The following is a 26,558-nucleotide window of genomic DNA, read 5'->3' as shown; positions in this document are numbered from 1 at the left end:
CCCCCCCCCCCCCCCCCCGCCCCTTTGTGTCACCGCCCAGTTTCCGCCGGGTCGCGGGGAACGGGGTGGGCATCCGGGATGGTGGCGAACCTGCCGGGAGCAGCACCCGGTGTGGGCACACGGTGGAAGAACCGCAGGCTCAGCGCCGTGGTGATCAATAGCGCCAGGGATACCCAGGTGTAGTCGGAGATGAGGAGTTTCTCGAATCCCCCGAGGGCGTGGACGTTCACACCGTCACGCCCGAACCACCATTTCGGCGGCAGGATCAACAACATCACCGTCAGGAATCCACCGCTGTAGAGCAGGACCCTGGGTCGGTGCGGGTGGGTCCAGAACCGGAGGAGGAAGACCAGGGCCCACAGGGGTAGCCAGATCCAGTGGTGGGACCAGGAGATCGGGGAGATCAACAACATGACCATCGCATTGACCATCACCGCCTCCACCTGCAGACCGCGGATGAACAGGTGGTGCATCAGCACGGCGGCTGCGCCGATGGTGACCAGCGAGGCCAGGATCCACAGCACGCCGGGTAGCGAGGAGGCCTCCGCTGCCTCTGGGGACATCCACCACCGGTAGATCATCGCCTGCAGGGAACTGTTGGACTGGAACACGGTGCTCACCCCGGACTCGCCGGTGGCGTTGAGATCCAGGAGGGTGTTGAGGAAGAACTCCCTGGTCTCCCGCCAGGAGATGAGGGCACCGATGCCGGTGAACACCAGGGTCGAGATCACGGCGGTGATCATCCCCCGGACGTCACGTTTGACCAGGAAGTAGAGCAGCATCGCCAGGGGGGTGAGTTTGATGGCGGCGGCCAGGCCGATGAACACGCCACGGGGGACCCTTCTCCTGATCGGGAGGAGGTCATAGACCACCAGGGCGACAATGAGGATGTTGATCTGACCCAGGTCGGCATTCAGCCAGACAGGTTCGGTGAACAGGGCGATCGGCCAGGCCACCGCTGCGACGGTGAAGGCCGCCAACTGATCCCGTCCGCCCATCACCGCATTGGCCACCATGTAGAGACAGGCCAGCAACAACAGGGAGGACACCGCCACGATGAGGTTGCCGGCTAGTTCCACGGTGAGGAACTCGAAGTACCCGAAGGGTGCGAACAGGGCTGCACCGATGGGTGGGTAGATAAACGGCAGGGACACATCACCCAGATCGAAGGGTGCGGCGTACAACGGCTCACCGTTGACCAGGGCCTTGCCGCCGAGGACATAGACAGCGGTGTCGATGCGCCAGTTCAGCTGCTCGATGAGGATCTTGTTGGCCACCAGTCCGGCGGCCACCCCCAGCACCGCAACCATCGTCAGGACATGACGGAGGCTGAACTGGAGCAGGGCATCCCCGGGCACCGGGGTGGGTGTGGGGCGATCGGTGCTGTCATCTGTGCTCACCGGTGGTTGAGATCCTTCCCTGGGGGCGGTGCATCCGGATATCCGGGGAGAGCACCGCCACGGCGGACATCATCGGGAGGGGCCCCGGTGATGCATAACTGACTGATTATATTGGGGACGCGGAGGAGAGCTCAATCGGGCAGCCCCACGCGCGGTTTCACACCCCGGTCGACGGTCGGGCGGATCATCACGCAGACCAGCACGATGAGCGAGAACCACAGGTAGTGGGTGGCCAGGAGGTGCTCGAGCGGATTCCAGAAGAATTCGACTCCACCGGAGCTGGGCAGGAACATGTGGAAGGCACCGAAGGTCTGGGAGAACACCGCCCACACGGCCAGGAACCGGTGGCCGGTGAACCAGAGACAGATCGCCAGGGGGCCCAGCCACACCCAGTGGTGATGCCAGCTCACCGGGGAACACAACAGGGAGATCAGGGCGACCAGGGTGATGGCCAGCAGATGGTGGAGGGGGGTGTCCCCGGAACGCAGAACCCGGAGCACGGCCACGGCCACCGCGGCGATCACGATGAGCACGGACAGGCCCCACAGCAGCGAGGCTGCCTCCAGGTCGGGGAATCGTGCCAGCAGGCCCCGGATGGAGGCATTCTTGGCGTACCAGGGTTCACCGATCCGGTTGGAGGAGAAGAGGGTCTGCGTCCAGTAGGTGACCGAGGCCCCGGGGTTGAACAACCAGGCCAGCCCGGTGGCACCGAGGAATCCGGTCCCCATGCCGATCAGGCCTGCTGGTTTTCTCCTCGTGATCCACAGGATCAGGAAATACAACCCGAATACCAGTGGGGTGAGTTTGATGGCGGCGGCGATACCCGTGAGCAGCCCGAGGGGAATCCGGGGGAACAACCTGCCCACGTCAGTGATCACGAGCGCCATGAGGACGGTGTTGATCTGACCGAGGTCAAGCGTGCTCATCACGGGCAGGCTGCACATCAACACCACCAGCATCACCGAGACCTTCACACGGTGTTTGCCGACGGGAACAGCGTGTGCCAGGGTCCGGGCCACCAGCCACAGCATCGTCACCGATACCAGGGTGAACACCCGTTCTGTGGCGGTCTGCCCGATCGCCTCGGTGAGCAACCACAACGGAGTGAACACAATCGCCCCGAAGGGTGGATAGGTGAAGGGTAGGCCCTCATTCCGGGTGGGGAAGAAGGTGCCGTAGAGGTCGGTTCCCGTCCAGAAATGCTCGGCTCCCTGGATATAGACATGCATATCCAGCAGATACCGCCACCGCAGCTCCGTGTTGAGGGACACGCCGACCGTCACAGCTGCGACGATCACCCAGGACACCACCGGTGCCCAACGAACACCGGTGTTTATATCAGGGTGCACTTAGAGAGCTCTCACTTCCACGTCGCTGCCGGCCGGAACCGCGGACCGGGCACGCGGGGACTGGGTCAGGATCCGGTCGTCATCATCATAGTCACCGGTCACCAGGACCAGACCGATGTCCTCGAGGTCCTCGCGGGCCTCATCCACACGGCGACCGAGCAGACTCGGCACCTCCACCTGGCCGGCGAGCCCCAGGGTGACCTGGGGGTCGGCGGGGTTGATGAGCTCCCCGGCCTCGGGGGAGATGGCGACCACGGTGTCCGCGGTGCGCGCGGCCTCCCCCTCAACGGTGCTTGTCGACGCCACCGTCACCCCCGCCTCCGCCAGGGCCTCCAGCGCGTCATCCTCCCGCATGCCCAGCACGTCGGGCACCTCGATGGCATTGGACACCCGCAGCACGATCTCATCACCCCGACTGACCTCGGAGGCGATGTCGGGGGAGGTGGCGAACACCCGGCCCCGGGGGGTGTCGGAATCGAAGGCCTCCTCGACCCGTTCGACGTTGATGCCGGCGTTCTCCAGCACGCGGGTGGCCTGATCCACGCCCATGCCGGAGACATCGGGGATGGCCACGGGGGCGGGGCCACGGCTCAGGTGCACCTGCACGGGGGAACCGATGTCCAGGTCGGTGCCGGACGGAGGGGTGGTGGATGCCACCTGTCCCTCCGGGATGTCATCGGAGTATTTTCCCGGCGCGTCCACCCAGACGAAGGTGCGATCCTCCAGGGCGGCACGGACGGTGTCCACGGATCGGTCCTCGCCGAGATCCGGTACAACGGGACGCCCCTGGGAGACGAGGATGGTGACATCCTCGCCGCGAGGAAGGCGCTCACCAAAAGACGGATCAGTTCCAATGATCGATCCGTCGGGAACCTCGTTGTGGTAGCGGGTGTCGGTCACGGGGGTGAACCCCGCCTCCTCCACCACGGCCACGGCCTGGTACTCGTCCAGGCCGAGGACCTGGGGGATGTCACCGTAGCGCCCGGAACCAAACCACCACCCGCCGAGGGCCACCCCGGCGATCAGGAGCGTGACCAGGGCGATCCACACCGCCAGTTTCGCCTTCGACCGGTTGGTCACCGGTTGGATGTCCATCTGTTCAGATGCGGGAACGGAGCCCCCCTCCGGTTGGAGCGCAGGTGGCGGGGGTTCCGGCACCGGCACCGGAACACCACCGGGTGGTTCGGGGTGTGCGGGCAGGATGGAGGTCTCATTGCTGTTGGGATTGGCCTGCAGTGGGATCACCGAGGTGTCATCCGCCTGGTGGATCTGGGGCAGATGGGTGGTGAACATGTCGGTGGGCTGGGCCTCCGGGACCGCGGCGTCGGCACGGTTGGCCGCGGAGGACACCGGTGCGGGGACCTTGAAGCCGGGCAGGTTGAGTTCACGCGACACATCCTCCATGGCGGTGAGGAACTCGGAGGCATCGCTGAAGCGGTCATCGGGGTTGAGAGCTGTCGCCGTGGCCACCAGGGCATCGACGAGTGAGGGGATGCCGTCGATAAGCGAACTCGGCGCGGGGACCACCTCGGTGAGGCGGGCATAGGCGTGCTCCATGTCATCGGCGCCCTCGAAGGGGGTGGTGCCGGTGAGGAGCTCGAAGAGCACGATGCCGGCGGAGTACACGTCGCTGGCGGGACCGATCTCGGTGCCCTCGACCTGCTCGGGGGAGAGGTAGGCAACCGTGCCCACAATCTGGTCATCCCTGGACTGCCCGGCGGAGGCGGCGCGCACCAGACCGAAATCCGAGAGTTTGACCCGGTGGTCACGGGTGATCAGCACATTGTCGGGTTTGATGTCGCGGTGGACCATACCTGCCCGGTGTGCGGCGGCCAGACCGGTGAGCACCCCGCGTATCACACCGGTGGCGGCATGGGGAGGCATGGGGCCACGTTCCGCCAGCAGCTCACGGAGGGTGCCACCCGTGATGAGCTCCATGACGATGAAGGCGTGGTCACCGGAGGAGGAGAAGTCGAACACATTGACCAGGTTGGGGTGGGAGAGCTGCGCCATCGAGCGGGCCTCCCGGCGGAAACGCTGGCGGAATACCGGATCGTTGACGTAGGCGGCATCCATGACCTTCACGGCCACGGAACGGCCCAGACGGAGGTCGATGCAGCGGTACACCGTTGACATTCCACCCCGCGCGATGGGGGTTTCAATCCGGTACCTGTCCTCTAAAACGTCCCCGACCCTCAAATTCACCATGGCAACCAGTATGAATCAACGGGCGCGAAAAGTGGTAGTGACAACCCCTGCCCGCGTCGTGCACTTCACTGATGGGGTGCCGAGACGCTAGATTGAACCTGTGAGTTCAAAACACGTATCCCGAGATGTCCTGCCTGCCGATGAACCCCTGCTGACCCTGCCGGAGGTGGCTGACCGCCTCGGCATTGTGGTCACCAAGGTGATGGACCTGCTCAATGAACACAAGATCATCGCCGTGCAGCGCGATGGTGTCCGCTATGTTCCGGAGGCGTTCTTCAGCAGGAAGAAGGACAACACCAACCGTTTCATCCCCGGTGTCATCGCCCTGTTGGCCGATGGTGGCTACTCCGATGAGGAGATCCTGACCTTCCTGTTCACCCCGGATGACACCCTGCCCGGGCGTCCCATCGACGCACTGCACGGGCAGCTGGCCCGCGAGGTCATGCGCCGCGCGCAGTCCATGGCTCTCTAACGGCCACTGCCGGTAGCTCCGCACAACCGCCGACGGCGCCCACCTCCCCCACACGGAATCCCCGTGGAAAAGGAGGTGGGCGCCGTCGGTTTCGCGTCCCGCTGCGGATGCCCTACCTGCTATCCACAGGCTCCGGCGCGGCCGCCCGGAGGGGTTTCTCCTCGAAGATGACCAGCACCGCGACCCATCCCAACACCAGACCGATGATCACCATCGGGATATTGAACAGCTGGTGGTTGCCGCTACCGGTGAACATGAGGGCGACGAACACCGACGCCCCGGCCGCCAACCTGATCAACCACAACGGCGGGCGGAACGTACCCAGCAGGGAGATCAGGCTGGCGTAGTACCACGGCAGGGTGACGGAGTTGAACACGAACGCCACCGCGTAGGCGGCGGCGGTGCCCATGACCGCGCGCCGGGCATTCTGGCGGAACAGCCACCAGCACACCACCAGGCCGATGAGCATGATCACCATGGACACGGTGCGCAGCACACCCACCACCGCGTTGTAGTTGAAGTCATCGGTGAAGACACCCGCCACCATGGACACCAGGCCCGCGATGAGGGAGGGGAACGCCAGGGGGTTGATCACCTTCGAATTGCCACTGATCTCACTGATCCAGCCCCAGGACGCCCCGGATGCCCACGTGATGGCGCTGACCACCACGCCGGTGATGAGCACGCCCACGGCACCGGTGGCGAAGAATGCCAGCAGTTGCTGCCCTGGGGTGGGGGAGGAGCCCTCGGAGGAATCCTCGGCTGCTGCTGGGGCGGTGAGGCCGGTGCGGCGGTTGGCCAGCATCTCCGCCAGCTGATGCATGCCGATCCAGACCACGAACGGCAGGGCGATGGCCGCGGTGGCCTTGAGTGAGACCGCCACGGCGATGAGCGCGACACCGAGGGCGAAGCGACGTTTCAACGCCAGGAGCAGACCCACGCTGACCATGCCCACCATCATGGATTCATTGTGCATCCCACCGATCATGTGGATGATCATCACGGGGTTGGCCACGCCCAGCCAGAGGGCCACCGCGCGGTCGGCGCCGAAGTGGCCGGCGATCGCGGAGACCGCCCAGGCGATGGCGACGAAACCGGCGGTGGAGAGGATCTTGTACGCGAACACGCCGGCGGTCACATTGTCGCCGACGACGGTGGTGACCATCTCCCCGATCCACAGGTGCAGTGGGCCGTACGGCGTGGTGGTGTTGCGCCAGTCGTGGGAGACCTCCAGCAGCATGGGGCCGGGGTTGACGGCGGCGCCCTCGGTGTAGGGGTCGAACCCGTCGCGAAGCATCGCGCCCTGCATCAGATAGGAATAGACATCGCGCGACATCATCGGCGCGGCCACCAGGAGCGGCCCCACGGTGACGTACAGCGTGCGTTTGACCAACGCGGTGCGCTTGTCGACGTCGATATGCCCCCGGAACAACACCCGCCCGAGCACAACCCAGGACACGATCAGCAGCACGGTGCCGACAAACAGCACGGTGTTGGAGATGCCCTGCCCGTGCCCGTAGGAGAAGAACCCCAGACCCAGGGCCTCCAGGATTCCCCCGCGGTAACGGATGGCTCCGCCGCCGTAGGACCCCAGTGTGAGGGCGATGGCGGCGATCGCGCCCAGAACCACCGGGTTGGTGAGTGACCGGGTCAGTTTCGATGTTGTCATAGGGGTGGAGGTTACATCCTGCGTTCGGTGGCCCTGATGGCCAGGTGACGCAGCTGCGTGCGCACCTCATCCGGGATGCTGTCGATATCCAGGTGGGCCAGCCCCGAGTCGGTGAGCCTGGAGATGTGCTGCTCCACCTCATCCTCGGCACCGGTGGCGCGGATGAGCTCCGCGATCCGGTTGATGTCCCCCGGGTCACTGACCTTCCCGATGGCCGCCCGGATCGCGGTGGCTGCCTCCGGATCCCCGGCATCGGCGCGCTGGAGCGCCAGGGCGAGCAGGACGGTGCGTTTGCCCTCGCGGATGTCATCGCCCGCGGGCTTTCCGGTCACCTCCGGGTCCCCGAACACACCGAGCAGATCATCCCGGAGCTGGAAGGCGATACCGATGTCCCGGCCGTAGCTGCGCAAGGCGTCGATCAGCTCCGGATTACCACCCGCCAGCGATGCACCCAGGTGGAGGGGGCGTTCGATGGTGTACGCCGCGGTCTTGAAACGGTTGACGGAATTGGCCAGCTCCAGGGATTCGCTGGCCTGGGCTTCGAGGTAGATATCCAACAGCTGGCCACCGATGACCTCCGTGCGCATCCCGCGCCAGGCATCCCGGGCGCGGGCCAGCGCCTCGGCGGACAGGCCGGAATCCTGCAGCATGTCCTCAGCCCACACCAGGGCCATGTCACCGGCGAGAATCGCCACCGCCTCACCGAAGTGCGTGGCATCGCCCTCCAGACCGGTATCACCGTGCATCGCCTCCACCGCCCGGTGGACGGTGGGGGCACCGCGACGAGTGTCGGAGGAGTCGATGATGTCATCGTGGATCAGGGCGCACGCCTGGATGAATTCCAGGCTGGCGGCTGCGTCCAGCACAGCGTTGATGTCCTCGGAACTTCTCTCCGGACCCTGCGCCGCAACGAAACCGGCCCAGACGTAGAGCGGACGGATCCGCTTACCACCGTTGAGCACGAAGTCCCGCAGATAGGTGAGCGCCTCGGTCACCGGCCCCCCGATCGCAGCCACATCAGCGGCCCGGGCATCCAGGAAGCGGGTGAGGCGTTCACGTACGACATCCGGAATCTGATCGAGGTCGAGATCACGGTCATGTGCTGTGCTCAAAGGGAGTCCTTCCCCAAAATAGTGGTGGCAGCGGTGGCAGGTGCAGGGTGCATGAAAACCAGGGCGCGTTGACTCCCTGACCATCTACATAACATAAGATACCCAGGCATGTCGTCAACAAACATCTCAGCCTCGTCCCAATGGTCGATCAGTGAGGTGCTCAAGCGCCCGGTTCCGGGCCGGGTGCCCTTCTCCGTTGAATTCATGCCCCCGCGCGATGATGCCGCGGAGAACCGGCTCTACCGCGCCGCCGAGGTGTTCCACGATCTCGGGGCATCCTTTGTCTCCGTCACCTACGGCGCCGGGGGCTCCACCCGTGAGCGCACCGCCCGCGTGGCCCGGCGTCTGTCCCGCCAGCCACTGACCACCCTCGTGCACCTCACCCTGGTGGATCACACCGTTGAGGAACTGGAGGAGATCCTCCGTGGCTATGCGGAACTCGGGCTAACCAACCTGCTGGCGCTGCGGGGGGATCCACCCGGTGATCCCCTCGGGGAGTGGATAACCTCCGAGGGAGGCATGTCCTACGCCCTGGAACTGATCCAGATGATCAAGAACAGCCCGGAATTCTCCCACTTCGATATCGGTATCGCCTCCTTCCCGGAGGGGCACTACAGGGCGGGGTCACTGGAGAATGACACCCGGTACACCCTGGCCAAGCTGCGTGCCGGCGCGGAGTACTCCATCACCCAGATGTTCTTCGACGTGGAGGATTTCCTCCGGCTCCGGGACCGGCTGGTCGCAGCGGACCCTGTCCATGGGGCCAAACCCCTCATCCCGGGTCTGATGCCGATCACCAGTCTGCGCTCAGTGCGTCGCCAGGTTGAGCTGTCCGGTTCCACCCTTCCGCGGGCCCTAGAGGAGAAACTCCTCCGTGCGGCCAATGGTGATGAGGAGGCCAACCGCGATGAGATCCGCAAGGTGGGCATCGAGACCACCTCGGAGATGGCTGAACGTCTGATCGCAGAGGGGGTACCCGACCTGCACTTCATGACCCTGAATTTCACCCGGGCCACCCAGGAGGTCCTGCACAATCTGGGTATGGCACCCGCCTGGGGAGCCGAACACGGGCACGACGCGGTGCGGTAATCCAGATCTCCGTCACGACGAGGGGGCCGGTGAACAGTGACAGCACTGTTCACCGGCCCCCTTCTTGTCCACCCAGGGTGGTTCTGCCGGACGGTCAAGCACCCAGGGGCAGATCCGCGTGCAGCACCGCGAACTCCCTCTGATCACCGTCGAAACGGAAATGGCGCAACAGGTCGCGGAAACCGAGTGAGCGGTAGAGACCGAAGGCGTTGTTGGCCTCCTCATCGACCTCCGGGGTGGATAACACCGCGTGTCGCGCCGGGTTGCCCTCCACCAAGGCGTGCATCATCTGCCGCCCGATCCCGAGTCCCTGGTGCCCGGGCATGACGTGGACCTCGGCCACCTCGAAGTAATCCTGAAGTATGGCGATCTCCTCCGGAGAGGGGCCCCCCTGGTCCCGCAGACCACGTCGGAGTTGATGCTGCCACCAGTGGTCCTGATCGCCACGGAATCCGTAGGCAATGCCGATGACTCTTCCGTCAAGCAGTGCGCACACCGCCGTGAACCCGAGATTCATGGAATTGCGCCGCCACACGTTGATACGCGCATCCCGGATGGCGGGATCGTAGTTCATGGCGGTGATGTAGATGTCGACCAGTACGGGGACATTCACCGAGAATTCCTGGGAGTTTAATCTGCGGATCGTTAAAGACACATCACCATCCAACCATGAGTGCATCGGGCTCGTGGCGGGGTCTCGGAAACAGGTCCGGATAGTCACCCGGTAGTCCCCGGCCAGTCAGAGCGGGACGGATACCAGATGTGCGAAAACCATTGACCATTTAGAAAGTGTGTTCTAAAATGGATTCATAATGTCCAGCTCGGTGCCTATAGTTCCAAGTATTCGAAACGCAGTGACAGAAAGTGGTGTCCCAACGAAAGGACGTGGATTCGATGGGTGAGGTCATCTCCGCAACGACTCGGTTCGCCCGTCAGGGTGGCAAGTCCGTGGAGTTCCTGTCCAAGGCGAGGGTTCTGCTCGCCGAGGCGCAGCAATGCCGTCAGGAGGGCGATCTGGTTCTCGCGCTGGAATATGCCTATCAGGCAGCTCTCCGCACGGCGGGCGCGGTGTTTGCCAGTAGCCCTGAGGCGGCGAGAAAGCGTCCGCCGCGGGGTGCGTGGGAACGCCTGCGCCTGGTCGGGGATGAGGCTGCCGACTGGGCGGATGAGCTCTCCACCTACTCCCGCGTTCGTTCACGTGCTGCCAGCGGTCTGGATGTCGCACTCTCCGACGGTATGGTGGACAAGTTCATGGCACGGGTGGGGGAGTTCCTCTCTGAAGCAGAAGAGGGTGCAGGCTGGTTCCCTGCGGTCGCCTGATCATCCTCCCCATATCCGGGGGTGGTTATGAAGATCACTTTCTACCCGCGTTTCGCGAAATAGTTCACAGTTGCGTGGAAAAGCGACGACGGTCGCAGTGGAAAGATGGCTTTCCGGGCCTTTACCTCGTCTTTTTATGGTATTGGCTACCTTTCGGTGGCCAACGCCACCGACCGGTGGGCATAGGCGGCGGATGGTATTTCACGCCGGTCCGGATGCATTGGCGCATCAGGGAACAATCCAGATAATCTGGACGTTAACAGATCAGAAGGAAAAGATCTCTACAACCCCCGGGAGGACATCATGTCGCTTTCAGAGCAGGAGCAGAGGGCGCTGCGCGAAATTGAACAGGCTCTCATGGCGGATGATCCGAAATTCGGAAAGTCTGTGACGGGTGAAAATACACTGGCAGGTGGCGGTCTCACCCTCCGTGGAATTGCACTCTTTGTTGTAGGTCTAGTTTTGCTTGTTGCCGGCGTTGCGCTGAGCCAGCAGACCCTGTGGTTCTCTGTGCTCGGTGTCGTGGGCTTCCTTGTCATGTTCGGTTCCGGTGTGTGGATGCTCCGTGGTGGCGGTGGGTCTGACAAGATCTCCATCTCTCCACGGGGTGGTGGCGTGCCAACCGGCCAGTCCGGTGGATCCTCCCTCGGCGACAAGATGGAAGAGAATTTCCGTCGTCGTTTCGAGGGCAGGTAATACCTGATTCACCTCTCCTGATCCCAGGGGCAAGTTCCAAGCAGATCTGACCTCAGAGGCCCGGTCGACCAGTAATGGTCGCCCGGGCCTCTGTCGTGTCTCCGCGACCCCCTTTTCCCCACCTTCCCCCCTCTTGATGAAGCCTGCTGCTTTGCTGGGAATTCGCTGACGGGCTGGGCGGTATAGGGCCAGGTTATTGCCAGTTTTTGGGCTCTCCATGTCTCCTGGGGGACAACTTTCGGCGGTGTTATTAATGGGGCCAAAGGGATTCAAGTTGCACTTGAGGGTTAGGGACGGGCGTGGACACGGAGCGGGCCCCACTTTTCTTTTTAGGGGTTGACCAGTGGGTATGGAATGGCGGTGGGGGAGCGGCACCGCAACACTTGATACGCGTGGGGGAAAGTGGGGTAATGTGGGGCGCATCGGTGGACTGTGGTCCGGGATACCGGGTCGCCGAACACCGTAGAGACAAACTGATACGACTGATGTGGCTTCACCTTGGTCGGAGAGTTCGCGGAGGGGGTGCGGAGGATGTTCCTCGGTACCTACACACCGAAGCTCGACGACAAAGGCAGATTGACCCTCCCGGCCAAGTTCCGCGACGAACTGGTCGGGGGACTGGTGGTGACAAAAGGTCAGGATCACAGTCTCGCGGTCTATCCGACAGAGGAGTTTGCAGCACGTGCCCGCAAGGCAGCTGCAGTCTCCCGGACCAGTCCCGAGGCGCGTGCGTTCATCCGCAACCTTGCGGCAAGTGCGGATGAACAACGACCGGATGCCCAGGGCCGCATCACCCTGTCGGCCGGGCACCGCTCCTATGCGGGCCTGACCAAGGAATGTGTGGTCATCGGATCAGTGGATTTTCTCGAAATTTGGGACGCACAGGCTTGGGCCACGTACCAAGAGGAGACAGAAGCTGCATTCGCCGCGGCCGAGGATGATGTTCTCGGCGGGTTCCTGTAGTGGAAGGCCTCCGACCGCACGGGCATGGAGCGCGTGTAAGGACTCTGCTCGAGGAGTCAGCTCTGGTGTACTTCCCCGACATCAGATCGACACCTCGAGTGGGGCCCTGTACGCACTCCGTGATTGAGAAAGACGGACTGCGTGACTAACGGGTTAGACTGTCGCGCAGTTTTTTTGTCCACGAACGTGGGTATGAGTTGAGAGTTCACCAGCAAGCCGGGAAAGGGGGGACAGCCACCATGGATGACTACTCCATCAAGGGAAACCACGGGCACGTTCCAGTGATGAGGGACAGGATGGCCGCGCTCCTCGCCGACCATGTCGGGGAGATGGGGGATCGCGCCGTCATCGTCGATGCCACCCTCGGCGCCGGGGGACACGCCGAGCACTTCCTCACCGTCTTCCCCGAGGCGCGTGTCATCGGCCTCGACCGGGATGAAAACGCCCTTAGGGATGCCGGGGAGCGCCTGGCACGCTTCGGGGATCGTTTCCTCGGGGTGAAAACGCGTTTCGACGGTCTGGCCGAGGTGCTCGCCGCCGGGGAGGGGGAGATCCTCGACCTGGCCCGGAAGGAGGGTATCTCCGGTGCCCTGTTCGATCTCGGTGTGTCCTCCATGCAGTTGGACCAGGTCGAGCGCGGTTTCGCCTACCGCACCGATGCGCCCCTGGATATGAGGATGGACGCCACCCAGGGCATCACGGCTGCCGACATCCTCAACACCTACTCCCATGGGGATATCGCCCGGGTGCTCAAGACCTACGGCGATGAGCGTTTCGCGGGCAAGATCGCCTCCGCGGTGCTCAGGGAACGTGAGAAGGAACCGTTCACCACCTCCGCCCGCCTGGTGGAGTTGTTGTATGACACCATCCCGGCCGCAACCCGCCGCACCGGCGGGCACCCGGCGAAGCGGACCTTCCAGGCACTGCGCGTGGAGGTCAACCGCGAACTGGAATCACTGACCAATGTGCTTCCCCAGATCACCGACGCACTCAATGTCGGTGGGCGGGCGGTGTTCATGAGCTACCAGTCCCATGAGGACAAACTGGTGAAGCGGTTCTTCACGGAACTGACCACCTCCAAGACACCTCCGGGCCTCCCGGTGGACCTGCCCGGGACGGCACCGCGTTTCCGACAGGTCACCCGTGGGGCGGAAACCGCCTCCGAGGCCGAGATCGAAGAAAATCCCCGTGCTGCGCCGGTGAAGGTGCGCGCGATTGAACGCATCGCCGAGAACTCCGAGAACTAGGAGAACAACCATGACCATGACTCGTGGCTCCCGTACCGAACCGGGCAGAAACCGTTACTCCCGACAGTCGGGGAGCCGGGATTATTCCACGGCATCCACGGTGGTGAGGGATGCGTCGACAAGCACCGTCCCCCGCAGGACCACCCTGCCGCCGGAGCGCCGTCACACCACGCGCGGTCTGGTGAATCCCGGTGCACAGCCGACGCGTCAGCGGCGTCTGCAGCACAAGACCGGTTCGCAGCAGGTGCTGTCCGTCCGTGGCCGGAGGGTCGTCGCCCCGCGCGCCAACCCCCGGATGATCCAGCTGTTCACCGTGGTGGTCCTCCTGCTCTGCGTGGGTGTGGGGGCCTCCATGGGCCTGTCGGGTGTGTCCACCCAGCAGACCTATGACCTGCAGAACCTCAAATCTCAGGAGACCGAGCTGGCGAACCGTATCGAATCCCTGACCCGCGACGTTGAGGATGCCCGTTCCGCGGCCACCATCGCGGCGACCGCCGGTGAGATGGGCATGGTGTCCCCGGTCGAACCTGGTGTCCTGGCGGTCCGGGACAACGGGGAGGTCGTGGAGGAACGCCCCGCCAGCCCGGAGACCCGTGCGATCGTCGACATCAACAACGGCACCCAGGTCCGACCCAACCGTGCCTCCAGCAACCCGGATGAAACCAGTGAGGTGACCGAGAGCCTGCAGGTGATCCCACCGCAGCAGGGCGCGACCACCCCACCGCAGCAGGCGGCGGCCATCCCGCCGTACCAGAACAATTCCCCCGCGGGCGCGGTCCCGTATGAGGCGACCGCCCGTGACACCGGTGGGCAAGCGGGTGGCATCGGGCAGTGAGTTTCCCTGGGGATCCACAGAGCCGGGCACAACGAGCGGGACGTGGTGACACGTCCCGCCGCTCGGCCTATCAGGATGAAAGCCGCCGGGCGGCCCGCGAACGCGAACTGAAACGGCGCAACGGCACATCCGATGCCACCCGGGCCACCCGCACCACGCAGGCCGGCCCCGCCGCCGGTTCCACCGCCGCCGGGGTCAGTTTCCGGCCGGGCACACCGGAGGGTGGCGCCCGCAGGCGACGGGTCAACGTGATCACCGTCATCGCCCTGTGCCTGGCCTCCGTGCTGGTGTTCCGCCTGGGCTGGGTGCAGCTGGTGTGGGGGCCGGACCTGGCGGTCTACGCCTCGGATCAGCGCACCCGTGTGTACACCGACCCGGCACGCCGTGGTGAGATCCTCGACCGCGACGGCAATCAGCTGGCCTACACCATGCAGGCGAGGTCACTGACCGTCTCCCCGAACATCCTCCGCCCGGAGATGATGACCCAGACCGACCTGGCCCTGCGTCTGGCGGCCGAACAGGACGATCCCGCCGAGGTGGAAAGCTATGTCACCATCGCCGAGGGTGAGGACTACGTCCGCATGGACACCGCCCAGCGTCAGGAATTCCTGGAGGACAAGGTGGAGGAACGCCTGGAGTTCACCTCCGAGCGGATCCCCGAGATCATCGACTCCCACGGCAAGGACATCTCCAACATCCGCGCCGAGGAGATCCTGGAGAAGCTCCACGCCGACAGCCAGTATGAGGTGCTGGTGCGCAACGTCGACCCCGATATCGCCGCGGAGATCACCGATGAACTCTTCGGTATCGCCGCCGACCACCAGGACATCCGGCAGTACCCCAACGGTGCCGTCGCCGAGAACATCATCGGACGGATCAGCATGGACGGCGAGGGCCAGTTCGGTTTCGAGGCCTCCAATGATTCCCTGCTCGCCGGCATCAACGGACGCACCACCATGGATGTCTCCATCCAGGGGCAGTCCATCCCCGGAACCCTGCGCGACCAGGTGCCCGCCGTCGACGGCGCCAGCGTGGAACTGACCATCGACCTCGACCTGCAGACCTATGTCCAGCAGCTGTTGGAACAGGCCAAGGCCAATTCCGGTGCCGATGGGGCATCCGCGGTGGTGCTCGACGCCAAGACCGCCGAGGTCCTGGCCATGGCCAACTCCGACACCATCAACCCCAACGAGGACACCGCCAAGCAGATCGAGCGGGGCAAGAGCTTCGACAACCCCTCGATCACGCACCCGTTTGAACCCGGTTCCGTGGCCAAGATCATCACCGCCGCCGGCGTCATCCAGGAGGGACTGTCCACCCCGGATGAGGTGCTCCAGGTCCCGGGCAGCATCCAGATGGCCGGCGTCACGGTCAAGGATGCATGGGATCACGGTGTGGTCCCCTACACCACGGCCGGTGTGTTCGGTAAGTCCTCCAACGTGGGCACCCTGATGCTGGCTGAGCGGCTGGGTGAGGAGAAATTCGATGAGTACCTCGAACGCTTCGGTGTGGGACAACCCACCGGCATCGAGCTGCCCACCGAATCGCAGGGACTGCTTCCCGCACTTGAGCAGTGGTCGGGTGGCACCTTCGCCAACCTGCCTATCGGGCAGGGCATGTCCCTGACCCTGCTGCAGATGGCCGGCATCTACCAGGCGCTGGCCAATGACGGTGAGCGGATTGAACCCCGCATCATCAAACAGATCACCGACTCCGACGGCACCGTGCTGGAACAGTCCGAACCCGATCGCGTCCAGGTGGTCAGCCCGGAGGCGGCGCGTACCACCGTGGACATGTTCCGTTCGGTCATTCAGGACGACCCCTCGGGTATGCAGCGCGGCACCGCGGCCGATGCCGCCATCGAGGGTTACCAGCTTGCAGGCAAGACCGGTACCGCCCAGAAGGTCGATGAGGAGACCGGCGCGTACTCCAACTCGCGGTACTGGATCACCTTCGCGGGCATCGCCCCGGCGGATGATCCGCGCTTCGTGGTGGCGATCATGCTCGATGAACCGGAACGTGGCGTCCACGGCGGCGCGGGTGGCACCGCCGCCCCGCTGTTCCGGGATATCTCCGCCTGGCTGCTCAACCGGGATAACATCCCGCTGTCCCCGCCGGCGGAGCCGATTCTCCTGGAGGCGGGGTAGGTCCCCTAGAATCACCTTGATCTGATCAATCCGACCAGAGGTCCCGCTCCGGTGCACCACCCATGTGCGCCGGTGCCCGCACATCACCCACCATCCAACACCAGTACACACGGAGGAAGCCATGGCCATCACCCTGGGAGAACTCGCCCGCACGATCGGGGGCGAGTTGTTCAACGCCCCCGACCCGGACCTGGAGATCCGCAACATCGGGCTGGATTCCTCCACCCTGGCAAAGAAGTCCCCCATCTTCGCAGCCGTTCCCGGTTCCCGGAAACACGGCGCCGAATTCGCCGACACCGACCGCGCCGCAGGCGCCCTGGCGGTGCTCACCGACCGGGACGGTGCCACGATCCTCGACCGGAACGGTGACACGCGCCCACGTCTTATTGTCGAAGACGTGCGGGAGGTGTTGGGGGTGGCGTCGTCAAGCGTCTACGGTGACCCGTCCCGTGACCTGGTGCTCATCGGTGTGACCGGTACCTCCGGCAAGACCACCACCAGCTACCTGCTGGAACGCGGTCTCATGGAGGCCGGGTACAAGGTCGGTCTGATCGGCACCACCGGCACCCGCATCGACGGTGAACCGGTGCCCACCAAACTGACCACCCCCGAGGCACCGACGCTGCAGAAACTGTTCTACCGCATGCGTCAGCACGGGGTGACCCACGTGGTCATGGAGGTCTCCAGCCACGCCCTGTCCCTGGGACGGGTGTCCGGTTCCCACTTCAATGTGGCGGCGTTTACCAACCTCTCCCAGGACCACCTCGACTTCCACGACACGATGGAGGAGTACTTCGAGGCCAAGGCGCTGTTCTTCCGCGCGGAGTCCCCGCTGGCCGCAGACCACCACGTGGTGTGCATCGACGATGAGTGGGGTACCCGCATGGCGGAGGTGGCCGGTAACCCGCAGACGGTGGCCACCACCGGGAAGCCCGCTGATTTCACCGCCGGCCTGGTGTCGGTGAATGAGACCGGCGAGCAGAGCTTCACCGTCACGGTGCCGGGCCACGGCGAGGTGCCGGTGACCCTGGCGTTGCCCGGTGCCTTCAACGTCGCCAACGCCACTCTCGCTCTGGCCGCCGCCGTGCGCGCCGGGGTGGAGCCGGTAGCGTTCGCCCGGGGCATGGCGCAGGTCGCCGTCCCGGGCAGGATGGAGCGTATCGACGAAGGCCAGGACTTCCTCGCCGTGGTCGACTACGCACACAAGCCCGCCGCGGTGGCGGCTGTCCTGGACACCCTGCGCACCCAGATCGATGGCCGCCTCGGCGTGGTCATCGGCGCCGGTGGTGACCGTGATGCCACCAAGCGCGCCCCGATGGGGGAGTTGTCCGCCCAGCGCGCCGACCTGGTGATCGTCACCGATGACAACCCCCGTTCCGAGGTGCCCGCCACCATCCGCGCCGCGGTGATGGACGGTGCCCGCAGGGGTGCCGCAGAGGCGGATCACGAGGTGGAGGTCCGCGAGATCGCCGACCGTGCCGAGGCGATCCGCGCCCTGATCGGGTGGGCCGGCCCCGGAGATGGCATTGTTGTAGCCGGAAAGGGCCATGAGGTGGGCCAGCTCATCGCAGGCGTCACCCATCATTTCGATGACCGTGAGCAGGTTCGTGAGGCACTGCGGGACACGCAGTCCGACAGGGAAGGGAAGTAGTCCACACCCATGATTGAACTGACACTTGGACAGATCGCCGGGATCGTCGGCGGTGAACTCGCCGGCGGCGCGCAGGCGGACACCCCGGTGACCGGCACCGTTGAATTCGATTCCCGCCAGGTCACCGCGGGTGGGTTGTTCCTCGCCCTGCCCGGTGCGCGCGTGGACGGCCATGAATACGCGGCCACCGCCATCGGCCAGGGGGCCGCCGCGGTGCTCGCCGCCCGGCCCGTTGATGTTCCGTCCATCATCGTCCCCCCGGTGGCCCCCACGGCCTCCAACGCCGACATCTACGCCAACGATCCCGAGGGGCACGGCGCCGCCGTCATCGAGGCTCTGTCGAAGCTGGCCCGCCACGTGGTGGACCTGGCTGTCGGTGGGCATGACCTCACCGTGGTCGCGCTGACCGGTTCCGCCGGTAAGACCTCCACCAAGGATTTCATCGCCACCGTGCTGTCCATGGCCGGTGACACCGTTGCACCCCCCGGTTCCTTCAACAACGAGGTGGGCCTGCCGCACACCGCACTGCGCTGCACCACCCACACCCGGTACCTCGTGGCGGAGATGTCCGCGCGCGGCATCGGGCACATCGCCCACCTGGCACGCATCACCCCACCGCGCATCGGTGCGGTGCTCAATGTCGGATCCGCCCACCTCGGCGAATTCGGTTCCCGGGCCAATATCGCCCAGGCCAAGGGCGAGCTCGTCGAGGCGCTGCCCGCCGCCGCCGACGGTGGGGTGGCTGTCCTCAACGCCGATGACCCCTTCGTGGCGGCCATGGCACCGCGCACCCAGGCCCGTGTGGTGACCTTCTCCACCGCCAACCCGCCGGCATCGGGGGCACAGTACTGGGCCGGTGATCTTGAACTCGATGATGTGGCCCGCGCCAGTTTCACCCTGCACACACCACGTGGCTCCTGGCCGGTCAGCCTCCAGGTGTTCGGTGAGCACCAGGTGGCCAACGCCCTGGCCGCCGCGGCCGTGGCGATTGAGGCCGGCGTGGATGAAACCACCGTGGTGTCGGGACTGTCCTCTCATGCCGCCGCCTCCGCGCACCGGATGGATGTGCGCACCCGCCCGGATGGGGTCACCATCATCAATGACTCCTACAACGCCAACCCCGACTCCATGCGCGCCGGTGTCGCGGCACTGGCCTACACCGCCAGCGCCCGCCGGGACGCAACTAGCTGGGCCGTGCTGGGACAGATGGGTGAACTCGGTGACGAGGCGGTGCAGGAACACCGTGCACTGGGCGCTGAGCTGGCCAAGTATCATGTGGAAAGGCTCATCGCGGTCGGGGACAACCCCAACTGCCGTGCCCTGGGGGAGCAGGCCGCCGCCCTGGGAGTGAGAACCGACGCCGTATCCGATGCCGATTCAGCGGTTGACCTGCTGCGGCAGAAGGTACGCGACGGCGATGTGGTGCTGGTCAAGGCCTCCAATGCCGACCAGCTCTGGCGTGTGGCCGAGGGGCTGCACGCGATGTTTGACGGCGATTCGCGCCGTGATGTGGAAGGACTCTAACAACCCATGCAGCAGATCATCATCAGCGGAGCGGTGGCGTTCCTCGTCGCGATCTTCCTGACCCCCATCCTGATCCGTTTCTTCACGAAAAGGCAGATGGGACAGGAGATCCGGGAGGAGGGCCTCCAGTCCCACCTGCGCAAACGTGGAACACCCACGATGGGCGGCATCGCGATCATCGCGGCCATCACGATCGGTTACCTCGTCACCAACATCTACTCCTACTTCGCGGGATACGCCGCGTTCACCGCCTCCGGGCTGCTGGTGCTGGGGCTCATGCTGGGGTTGGGCGCAACCGGTTTCGCCGATGACTTCATCAAGCTGTACAAGGGACGCAACCTGGGGTTGAACAAGACCGCCAAACTGATCTCCCAGCTGGCCATCGCCCTCGTCTTCGGTCTGCTGGTGCTTCAGTTCCCCGATGAGAACGGTCTGACCCCGGCGTCCACGCACCTGTCCTTCATCCGCGATATCGACACCATCGACATCGCCTTCGGTGGCGGTGTCCTGGGCACCATCGTCTTCCTGCTCTTCATCTACATCGTGGTCAGTGCCTGGTCGAATGCGGTCAACATCACCGACGGGCTCGATGGCCTGGCGGCCGGTGCCACCGCGTTTGTCATGGGTGCCTACACCCTGATCGCCTTCTGGCAGTTCCGTAACTCCTGTGACACCGCGGTGGAGGCCGGCTGCTACACCGTCCGTGACCCCCTCGACATCGCCGTCCTCGCCGCCGGTGGCCTGGGTGCCACCCTGGGTTTCCTGTGGTGGAACGCCGCGCCGGCGAAGATCTTCATGGGTGACACCGGTTCCCTCGCGCTCGGTGGTCTGGTGGCGGGTATCTCCGTGGTCAGCCGCACCGAACTGCTCATGGTGATCATCGGTGCGTTGTTCGTCATCGAGGTGGCCTCCGTGGCCATCCAGATCGGCGTGTTCAAGACCCGCGGCAAGCGTGTCTTCCGCATGGCTCCGATCCATCACCACTTCGAGTCCGTAGGCTGGGCGGAAACCACCGTGGTGGTCCGGTTCTGGCTGATCGCGATCATGGCCGTTATCGCTGGTATGGCGATCTTCTATGGTGACTGGCTCACCCTGGCTGAGGTATAGGCAAGGTATCGGAAGGTGGCGAACATGACTGATGTGGAACTGTCCAGGCTCCCGGAATCCCTCAGGGGCCGGATCCTGGTCACCGGCGCCGGTGTCTCCGGCATCGGTATCGCCGGGATGCTGCATGATCTCGGCCTGGACGTGGTGGTGGCCGAGGACAATGAGACCTCCCGTCACCGCCTGATCGAAATTCTCGATGTGGACGTGGTCGGCACCGAGCAGGCCCGCGCGGCGCTGGGCGACTACTCCATCGTGGTGACCTCCCCGGGCTGGCGTCCCGACAGCCCCGTGCTTGTCGACGCCGCCTCCCGCGGCCTCGAGGTCATCGGCGACGTTGAGCTGGCGTGGCGCCTCGACCGGACCGGCGTGTTCGGTGTCCCGCGCACCTGGTTGGCGGTCACCGGCACCAACGGCAAGACCACCACCACGGCGATGCTCGCCGCGATGATGAAACAGGGCGGTTTCAACGCGGTGGCGGTGGGCAACATCGGCGTGCCGGTGTCGGCCGCCCTGACCTCCCGGGACCGCGTGGATGTCATGGTCGCGGAACTGTCGAGTTTCCAGCTGCACTGGGCGCCCACCCTGGTCCCCGACGCAGGCCTGGTCCTCAACCTGGCCGAGGACCACATCGACTGGCACGGATCCTTCCGTGACTACGCGCTGGCCAAGACCAGGGTGCTCACCGCGCCGGTGGCCGTCATCGGGGCGGATGATTCCTACCTCGTGGATCTCACCACCGAACTGGGCCTGTCCGGGCTCATCGGGTTCACCCTGGCCGAGCCGGGACCCCGGCAGCTGGGCGTGGTCGACGGCCAGTTGGTGGACAACGCCTTCGGCGCGGAGCTCCCACTCGCCCCGGCGGACAGCATCAACCCCTCCGGTCCGGCCGGTGTGCTCGACGCACTGGCCGCCGCGGCGGTCGCCCGCTCCCAGGGGGTGTCACCGGAGGACATCGCCCGGGCCCTGGCCGCCTTCGAGGTCTCCGGCCACAGGGGACAGATCGTGGCGGAGGACAGGAGGGTGGAGTTCATCGACAACTCCAAGGCCACCAATCCCCACGCCGCCGACACCGCCCTGGCGGGGAAGGACTCCGTCATCTGGATTGTCGGCGGCCAGCTCAAGGGCGCCGACATCGCGGACCTGGTGGCCACCCACGCCCACCGCATCAAGGCCGCCCTGGTGCTGGGGGCCGACCGCGCCGAGATCGTCACCGCGGTTGAACACCACGCCCCGGATGCGATCGTCCGGGTCACGGACTCCACCGATCCGGTGGAGGCCATGGAAGAACTGGTCAATCACGCGTTCGGGTTCGCCGAACCCGGTGACTGCGTCCTGCTGGCACCGGCGGCGGCGTCACTGGACATGTACAAGGGAATGGGACAACGCGGTGACATCTTCGCCGAAGCCGTGTTGTCCACCATCGAGGGACAGAAGGAAAAGTAGGTCGAGGTCATGACCAGCAGCACAGCAGGGAAGCCACGGGCCCCGAAGCGGGCTGCCGGCAGCACGCCACGAACATCCGGTTCCCCCCAGGGACTGGGGTTCCGGGACCGCATCTCCCACGCCTGGAACGATATTCTCTCCCGTCCACTGACGGACTACATCATGATCCTGTTCACGGTGATCCTGTTGTCCAGTCTCGGCGTGGTGATGGTCTACTCCTCATCCATGACCTGGTCGCTGGCTGAGGGCGGACGGGTGTGGAGCACCGCCCTGCGCCAGGGCATGATGATCTTCGCCGGTTTCGTGGCGTTGTGGGTGGTGCTGAAATTCAAACCCCAGACGATCCGGAACCTGGCACCGGCATTGCTGATCATCTCGATCATCCTGCTGCTCGCGGTGCAGATCCCCGGCATCGGTACCGGCCGTGAGGAGGTGGGATCCCAGTCCTGGATCGTGCTGGGGCCCATCCGGTTCCAGCCCTCCGAGATCGCCAAGGTCACCATCGTGATCTGGGGTGCCCACTACCTGGCGGGCAGGAAACCGTCGAAGCACTGGATCCTCAACCATTACACCCGGTTCGCGGGTGTGGGTGCGTTCATGGCCGCGTTGATCCTCCTGGAGGGCGATGCGGGCATGGCCATGTCGTTTGTGCTGGTGGTCATGTTCATGCTGCTGTTCGCCGGGGTTGCCCTGGGGTGGCTGGTCCTCGCCGCCCTCGTGGTGCTGGTGGGCCTGGTCGCCATGGCACTGGGTGGCGGATTCCGCTCCAACCGGTTCAGCGTCTATTTCGATGCCCTCTTCGGCAACTTCCAGGACACCCGGGGCACGGCGTTCCAGTCCTACCAGGGGTTCCTGTCCCTGGCGGATGGCTCCGCCACCGGAGTGGGCCTGGGGCAGTCACGTGCCAAGTGGTTCTACCTGCCCGAGGCCAAAAACGACTTCATCTTCGCCATCATCGGTGAGGAACTCGGATTCCTCGGTGGCGCACTGGTCATCGGCCTGTTCGCCACCCTGCTCTACTTCGGCCTGCGCACGGCCAAGCGCAGCCGGGATCCGTTCCTCAGCCTGATGGCCGCCGCGCTCACCGCCTCGGTGGTGTCGCAGGCCTTCATCAACATCGGGTATGTCGTCGGTCTGCTCCCGGTCACGGGTATCCAGCTGCCGATGATCTCAGCGGGTGGTACCTCGGCGATCATCACGCTGGCGGCCATGGGCCTGCTGGCCAACTGTGCCCGCCACGAACCCGAGGCCGTGTCCGCCATGGCCTCCTACGGGCGCCCGGTGGTGGACCGGATCCTCACGCTGCCGGAACCCTCCAGCAGGATCACCACCCGTAACTCCTCACGCAGCGGCGTCGGGAAGCCCGCGGGTGACACCCGTGAGCACACCTCCGGTGGGCCGGGCCGACGTGGTGAGGACACCCGGGAACGGTTCGGTGAACCCGTCACAGCACGACGTTCCTCACGGGCGGGTTCGAAACCCCCGTCCGGGTCAACTGGTAGCGTCAACAACCGTGATGACCGAGGCCGTGCCGCAGGTGCCCCAGGTGTTGCACCACGCACCCCCCGGACCCCCGCCCCGGATCCGCGTCGTGGGGGAGAGCGGGGCCGGGGCGCAACCGACCGGGGAACCGGCGGTCGCGGAAACGGCACCCGGGACCCCCGGCGCGGGGATGCCGGCCGCTACCGCGGTTAACCAGTTACTACAGGTCTATAGCGAGGAGAAAGTGCTCACATGAGCTCATCGAAGGAGCCGTTGTCCGTCGTCGTGGCAGGTGGTGGTACCGCCGGCCACATTGAACCCGCGCTCGCCGTGGCGGAGGCGCTCCGGGATACGTATGGGGCCACGGTCACGGCACTGGGCACCGCCCGCGGTCTGGAGACCAGCCTGGTGCCGGACCGGGGTTTCGATCTCCGCCTGATCGAACCCGTCCCTGTGCCCCGCACCCCGAACCTGGATCTGGTCAAACTCCCGTTCCGGGTGGCCAAGTCACTGCGTCAGGCACGCCAGGTGCTCCGCGACACCGGGGCACACGCGGTGGTCGGTTTCGGCGGGTATGTCTCCGCCCCGGCCTACCTCGCGGCCCGCTCAGTGGGCATTCCCTTCTTCGTCCATGAGGCCAACGCCCGCGCAGGCATGGCCAACAAGCTGGGTGTCAGACTCGGCGGTGTCGGGCTCAACGCCACGGAGAATTCAGGCATGCCCGGTCAGGTGGTGGGCATCCCGATCCGTCAGGGGCTCGGCGGGGAACGGAATGATGAGGCTGTTGAGCGTGCGCGGACCCGGTGGGACCTCGATGCGGACCGGCCGACCGTCCTGGTCACCGGCGGGTCCCAGGGTTCGGTGAGCATCAACGCCGCCGTGGCCGGTGCGCTGGATGACCTGCTGGGGGCCGACATCCAGGTTCTCCACGCGGTGGGTAAGAGAAACAGCCTGCCCAGCGCCTGCCCGGGCTATGTTCCGGTACCGTTCATCGAGGATATGCAGGCCGCCTACGCGGTCGCCGATCTCATCGTGTGCCGGTCCGGTGCGATGACCGTGGCCGAGGTGACCGCCTCGGGTATCCCCGCGATCTATGTTCCCCTCCCGCACGGCAACGGTGAGCAGGCCCTCAACGCCAGCGCCGTCATCGCCGCCGGTGCCGCGAAGCTTGTCGACGACGCGGATCTCACCCCCGAGCGACTTGCCAGCGAGGTCCGCGACATCGTCGGCAACCCGGCCACCCTCCAGCAGATGGCCGCAGCCGCCCGCACCTCCACCGTCGGCGATGCCGCCGGGGTGATCGCCAGGCTCGTGGTCTCCGCCGCCGGATACTAGACTCTAATCTCCACCAGACCGTTCATTGATGAAAGACGAGGATTGACCAGGTGCCCAACACCACTTCCGAACACCCAGCCATCGACCTGTCCAGGGTTCACCTCATCGGTATCGGTGGCGCGGGAATGTCCGGTGTCGCACGGATACTTCTGGCGCGCGGGAAGACCGTCACCGGATCCGATGCCAAGGATTCACGCACCCTCCTGCCGCTGCGTGCGGTGGGGGCGAAGATCGCCGTCGGCCATGCCGCCGAGAACCTGGAACTGGCCGGTGAACTCCCCACCGTGGTGGTCACCTCCTTCGCCGCCATCCCGCAGGACAACCCGGAGCTGGTCCGCGCACGTGAGGAGAACATCCCCGTGATCCGCCGTTCCGATCTGCTCGGTGAACTGCTCGAGGGGCACCGTCAGGTCCTCATCGCCGGTACACACGGCAAGACCTCCACCACCTCCATGGCGGTCGTGGCGCTGCAGACCGCGGGTATGGACCCGAGTTTCGCCATCGGTGGCCAGCTGAACAAGGCCGGGACCAATGCGCACCAGGGCACCGGTGAGGCCTTCGTGGCCGAGGCCGATGAGTCCGATGCCTCGCTGTTGCGCTACACCCCGGAGATCGCCGTGGTCACCAACATCGAGCCGGATCACCTGGACTTCTTCAAGACCCCGGAGGCCTATTTCCAGGTCTTCGAGGATTTCGCGGAGCGCCTCACCCCGGGGGGAACACTCGTGGTGTGCCTCGATGACCCCGGGGCCGCAGCGCTGGGGGAGCGGGCGGTGGCCCGGGGCATCAACGCGGTGGGTTACGGCACCGTGGATGCGGTGGCTGCGCACCCGACCGTGCCGGCGAAGGCGACGATCCTCTCCTCCCGGGTGGTTGCTGAGGGAACCCATGCCGTGCTCGACCTGGATGGCCGGGAGGTGGAGGTCATTCTCCAGATCCCGGGTAACCACATGGTGCTCAACGGTGCAGCCGCCCTGCTGTCCGGGTACCTCCTGGGTGCGGACGTCGACAAGCTCGCCGAGGGGCTCAGTGACTTCTCGGGCGTGCGCCGCCGGTTTGAATACCACGGCACCGTCCGGGACGGTCAGTTCGCCGGCGCGAGCGTCTACGACGACTACGCGCACCATCCCACCGAGGTGGAGGCTGTGCTCAACGCGGCCCGCGAGCGGGTCGTGGCGGCCGGGGAGGGACGCGTGATCGTGGCATTCCAGCCCCACCTGTACTCCCGCACACTTGAATTCACCCGGGAATTCGCCGAGGCGCTCTCGCTTGCCGACGCCGCCGTGGTCCTGGAGATCTTCGGTGCCCGCGAGAAGCCGGTGGAGGGGGTCACCTCCCGGGTGATCACCGACGAGATGACCATCCCGGTGTCCTATGAACCCAACTTCAGTGCGGTACCCGACCGCATCGCGGAGATCGCCGGGCCCGCTGACATCGTCCTCACCATGGGGGCCGGATCCGTGACCATGCTCGCGCCGGAGATCCTCGACCGGCTCCGGGGATAGACCG

At 65.3% G+C, this 26,558-nt stretch carries 21 protein-coding genes; 15 read left to right on the top strand and 6 right to left on the bottom strand.

Annotated features, from left to right (window positions below; translation table 11 throughout):
• Window positions 1-29: 29 nt before the first annotated feature.
• The 3 genes from H9627_RS01205 to pknB all read right to left on the bottom strand — a co-directional run bounded on the left by H9627_RS01205 (window position 30) and on the right by pknB (window position 4,957).
• Complete coding sequence (locus H9627_RS01205; protein WP_318247736.1) at window positions 30-1,400, bottom strand: glycosyltransferase family 87 protein; 1,371 nt, start codon at window positions 1,398-1,400, stop codon at window positions 30-32.
• Window positions 1,401-1,531: 131 nt separating this feature from the next.
• The gene (locus H9627_RS01200; RefSeq protein WP_191732201.1) at window positions 1,532-2,749 is read right to left on the bottom strand and encodes a glycosyltransferase 87 family protein; all 1,218 of its coding nucleotides are present in this window, start codon (window positions 2,747-2,749) and stop codon (window positions 1,532-1,534) included.
• Entirely contained in the window at window positions 2,750-4,957 is a 2,208-nt protein-coding gene (gene pknB, locus H9627_RS01195) for a Stk1 family PASTA domain-containing Ser/Thr kinase (RefSeq protein ID WP_191732200.1), read from the bottom strand. It lies immediately after the preceding gene.
• A gap of 100 nt (window positions 4,958-5,057) precedes the next feature.
• Between pknB and H9627_RS01190 the strand changes: the two genes are divergently transcribed.
• The gene (locus tag H9627_RS01190; protein ID WP_191732199.1) at window positions 5,058-5,429 is read left to right on the top strand and encodes an Rv2175c family DNA-binding protein; all 372 of its coding nucleotides are present in this window, start codon (window positions 5,058-5,060) and stop codon (window positions 5,427-5,429) included.
• A gap of 112 nt (window positions 5,430-5,541) precedes the next feature.
• Here the strand turns inward: H9627_RS01190 and H9627_RS01185 are convergent, their stop codons facing one another.
• Both H9627_RS01185 and H9627_RS01180 read right to left on the bottom strand, forming a co-directional pair.
• Window positions 5,542-7,098: an alpha-(1->6)-mannopyranosyltransferase A gene (locus H9627_RS01185; protein WP_191732198.1), complete on the bottom strand. Its 1,557-nt coding sequence runs from the start codon at window positions 7,096-7,098 to the stop codon at window positions 5,542-5,544.
• An 11-nt stretch (window positions 7,099-7,109) separates the two neighbouring features.
• Window positions 7,110-8,210, bottom strand: coding sequence for a polyprenyl synthetase family protein (locus H9627_RS01180; protein WP_191732197.1), 1,101 nt, complete (start codon window positions 8,208-8,210; stop codon window positions 7,110-7,112).
• Window positions 8,211-8,318: 108 nt separating this feature from the next.
• Here H9627_RS01180 and metF point away from each other — a divergent pair, with 108 nt between their 5' ends.
• Window positions 8,319-9,299, top strand: a complete 981-nt coding sequence (gene metF / locus H9627_RS01175; protein ID WP_191732196.1) for a methylenetetrahydrofolate reductase [NAD(P)H] — start codon at window positions 8,319-8,321, stop codon at window positions 9,297-9,299.
• 94 nt (window positions 9,300-9,393) lie between these two features.
• On the opposite strand, the gene H9627_RS01170 is transcribed toward metF, so the two are convergent.
• Window positions 9,394-9,954: a GNAT family N-acetyltransferase gene (locus H9627_RS01170; protein ID WP_191732195.1), complete on the bottom strand. Its 561-nt coding sequence runs from the start codon at window positions 9,952-9,954 to the stop codon at window positions 9,394-9,396.
• Window positions 9,955-10,193: 239 nt separating this feature from the next.
• Here H9627_RS01170 and H9627_RS01165 point away from each other — a divergent pair, with 239 nt between their 5' ends.
• The 13 genes from H9627_RS01165 (at window position 10,194) to murC (ending at window position 26,554) form a co-directional block, all read left to right on the top strand.
• Window positions 10,194-10,619 (top strand): SAV_6107 family HEPN domain-containing protein, encoded by a 426-nt coding sequence (locus tag H9627_RS01165; RefSeq protein ID WP_191732453.1) that lies wholly within the window; start codon window positions 10,194-10,196, stop codon window positions 10,617-10,619.
• A 303-nt stretch (window positions 10,620-10,922) separates the two neighbouring features.
• Window positions 10,923-11,315 carry a DUF3040 domain-containing protein gene (locus H9627_RS01160; RefSeq protein WP_191732194.1) on the top strand — a complete coding sequence of 131 codons (393 nt, stop codon included), beginning with the start codon at window positions 10,923-10,925 and terminating at the stop codon, window positions 11,313-11,315.
• Window positions 11,316-11,846: 531 nt separating this feature from the next.
• Window positions 11,847-12,278 (top strand): division/cell wall cluster transcriptional repressor MraZ, encoded by a 432-nt coding sequence (gene mraZ, locus H9627_RS01155; protein ID WP_191732193.1) that lies wholly within the window; start codon window positions 11,847-11,849, stop codon window positions 12,276-12,278.
• A 239-nt stretch (window positions 12,279-12,517) separates the two neighbouring features.
• Window positions 12,518-13,525 carry a 16S rRNA (cytosine(1402)-N(4))-methyltransferase RsmH gene (gene rsmH, locus H9627_RS01150; protein ID WP_191732192.1) on the top strand — a complete coding sequence of 336 codons (1,008 nt, stop codon included), beginning with the start codon at window positions 12,518-12,520 and terminating at the stop codon, window positions 13,523-13,525.
• Window positions 13,526-13,535: 10 nt separating this feature from the next.
• The gene (locus H9627_RS01145) at window positions 13,536-14,360 is read left to right on the top strand and encodes a hypothetical protein (protein WP_225213333.1); all 825 of its coding nucleotides are present in this window, start codon (window positions 13,536-13,538) and stop codon (window positions 14,358-14,360) included.
• Window positions 14,357-16,507: a peptidoglycan D,D-transpeptidase FtsI family protein gene (locus H9627_RS01140; protein ID WP_404826183.1), complete on the top strand. Its 2,151-nt coding sequence runs from the start codon at window positions 14,357-14,359 to the stop codon at window positions 16,505-16,507. The genes H9627_RS01145 and H9627_RS01140 overlap by 4 nt, the downstream gene beginning before the upstream one ends.
• Before the next feature lie 121 nt (window positions 16,508-16,628).
• A complete protein-coding gene (locus H9627_RS01135; protein ID WP_191732191.1) occupies window positions 16,629-18,158 on the top strand; it encodes a UDP-N-acetylmuramoyl-L-alanyl-D-glutamate--2,6-diaminopimelate ligase in 1,530 nt (509 codons plus the stop codon).
• Between the two features lie 9 nt (window positions 18,159-18,167).
• Window positions 18,168-19,682: a UDP-N-acetylmuramoyl-tripeptide--D-alanyl-D-alanine ligase gene (locus tag H9627_RS01130; RefSeq protein WP_191732190.1), complete on the top strand. Its 1,515-nt coding sequence runs from the start codon at window positions 18,168-18,170 to the stop codon at window positions 19,680-19,682.
• 6 nt (window positions 19,683-19,688) lie between these two features.
• Window positions 19,689-20,789 carry a phospho-N-acetylmuramoyl-pentapeptide-transferase gene (gene mraY / locus H9627_RS01125; protein WP_191732189.1) on the top strand — a complete coding sequence of 367 codons (1,101 nt, stop codon included), beginning with the start codon at window positions 19,689-19,691 and terminating at the stop codon, window positions 20,787-20,789.
• Window positions 20,790-20,813: 24 nt separating this feature from the next.
• Window positions 20,814-22,232: a UDP-N-acetylmuramoyl-L-alanine--D-glutamate ligase gene (gene murD, locus H9627_RS01120; RefSeq protein ID WP_225213332.1), complete on the top strand. Its 1,419-nt coding sequence runs from the start codon at window positions 20,814-20,816 to the stop codon at window positions 22,230-22,232.
• 9 nt (window positions 22,233-22,241) lie between these two features.
• Window positions 22,242-23,927 carry a peptidoglycan glycosyltransferase FtsW gene (locus H9627_RS01115; RefSeq protein ID WP_191732187.1) on the top strand — a complete coding sequence of 562 codons (1,686 nt, stop codon included), beginning with the start codon at window positions 22,242-22,244 and terminating at the stop codon, window positions 23,925-23,927.
• 39 nt (window positions 23,928-23,966) lie between these two features.
• A complete protein-coding gene (gene murG / locus H9627_RS01110; RefSeq protein WP_191732186.1) occupies window positions 23,967-25,049 on the top strand; it encodes an undecaprenyldiphospho-muramoylpentapeptide beta-N-acetylglucosaminyltransferase in 1,083 nt (360 codons plus the stop codon).
• 125 nt (window positions 25,050-25,174) lie between these two features.
• The gene (gene murC / locus H9627_RS01105) at window positions 25,175-26,554 is read left to right on the top strand and encodes a UDP-N-acetylmuramate--L-alanine ligase (protein ID WP_404826185.1); all 1,380 of its coding nucleotides are present in this window, start codon (window positions 25,175-25,177) and stop codon (window positions 26,552-26,554) included.
• Window positions 26,555-26,558 lie beyond the last annotated feature (4 nt).

Origin of the sequence: Corynebacterium gallinarum (genome assembly GCF_014837045.1) — a bacterium.
GTDB lineage: Bacteria > Actinomycetota > Actinomycetes > Mycobacteriales > Mycobacteriaceae > Corynebacterium > Corynebacterium gallinarum.
The sequence above is the reverse complement of the archived record's forward strand: the minus strand, read 5'-3'. Positions and strand labels throughout refer to the sequence as shown.